The sequence below is a fragment of the Kitasatospora sp. NPDC050463 genome, assembly GCF_040655255.1.
Taxonomy (GTDB): domain Bacteria; phylum Actinomycetota; class Actinomycetes; order Streptomycetales; family Streptomycetaceae; genus Kitasatospora.
Genome location: NZ_JBFAJO010000221.1, coordinates 1 through 1,431, shown reverse-complemented (window position 1 = coordinate 1,431; position 1,431 = coordinate 1). Strand labels below are relative to the sequence as shown.

Annotated in this window: 1 protein-coding gene; it reads left to right on the top strand. The window is 68.3% G+C overall.

The features are described 5' to 3' along the window. The first annotated feature begins 204 nt into the window (after positions 1 to 204). Complete coding sequence (locus tag AB0J08_RS41620; RefSeq protein WP_360645426.1) at positions 205 to 1,410, top strand: IS110 family transposase; 1,206 nt, start codon at positions 205 to 207, stop codon at positions 1,408 to 1,410. Positions 1,411 to 1,431 lie beyond the last annotated feature (21 nt).

The window sequence follows — 1,431 nt, the reverse complement described above, 5'->3', positions numbered from 1 at the left end:
TCCCTAAGAATGTGAGGCGGTCCGGGAGGACCGGGTGTGGCTGATGGGTGGTTGCCGTTTGTGGCTCCGAAGGAATGGCCGCCCGGTCCTTCGGGACGCTCCGACCACTGATTGAGAACTGCGGTCATCGCTGTTTAGGGACCTGTCGGCGGAGTGTTCTTCGGGCCACGAGGATGCTGGTCACGGTGGAACGGAGCGACAGGCTTGAGCACCTCTCACGAGCGGATATGGGTCGGCATCGACGCCGGCAAGGGGCACCACTGGGCGGTGGCGGTCGACGCCGACGGCGAGAGCGTGTTCTCGACGAAGGTGATCAACGACGAGCCGCAGATCCTCGCCCTCATCGAGACCGCCCGGGAGAAGGCCGGCGAGATCCGGTGGGCAGTGGACATCTCCGGCCGTGCCTCGACTCTGTTGCTGGCCCTGCTGATCGCCCACGGCCAGAACGTCGTCTACGTGCCCGGCCGCACCGTTAACCGCATGTCCGGCGCCTACCGCGGCGAGGGCAAGACCGACGCCAAGGACGCGCACGTCATCGCCGACCAGGCCCGCATGCGCCCGAAGGGCTTCGCCCGGCTGAACACGCCCCCGGAGCTGGTCACCACGCTCCGGATACTGACCAACTACCGGGCCGACCTGATCGCCGACCGGGTGCGGCTGATCAACCGGCTGCGTGACCTGCTGGTGGGCATCTGCCCGGCTCTGGAGCGGGCTTTCGACTACTCCGCGGCCAAGGGCCCCGTCATCATGCTGACCGAGTACCAGACCCCGGCCGCTCTTCGCCGGATCGGCGTCAAGCGGCTGACGACCTGGCTGGAGCGCCGCAAGGTCCGCAACGCAGGCGACGTCGCGGCGAAGGCGGTGGATGCCGCACAGTCGCAGACGACCGAACTGCCCGGCGAGAAGCGGGCCGCAAAGCTGGTCTGCGACCTCGCCCACCAGCTCCTGGCCCTGGACGAGCGCATCAAGGAAAACGACCGCGAGATCCGCGAGACCTTCCGCGCTGACGAGCGCGCCGAGATCATCGAGTCCCTGCCCGGCATGGGCCCCATCCTCGGCGCCGAGTTGATCGCCATCGTCGGCGACCTGTCCGGCTACCTCGACGCGGGCCGGCTGGCGTCCCACGCCGGCCTCGCCCCGGTCGCGCGGGACTCCGGCCGCCGTACCGGCAACTATCACCGGCCCAAGCGCTACAACCGACGGCTGCGGCACATCTTCTACCTGGCCGCACAGACCGCCATGATGCGGCCAGGACCGTCCAGGGACTACTACCTGAAGAAGCGCGGCGAAGGGCTGCTGCACACTCAGGCCCTGCTCGCACTCGCCCGGCGCCGCGTCGACGTGCTGTGGGCGATGCTGCGTGACAAGAGGCTGTTCACCTCCGCCCCGCCGGTCACGCAGACGGCTTGACACGGTCATTGAGATTCCTTC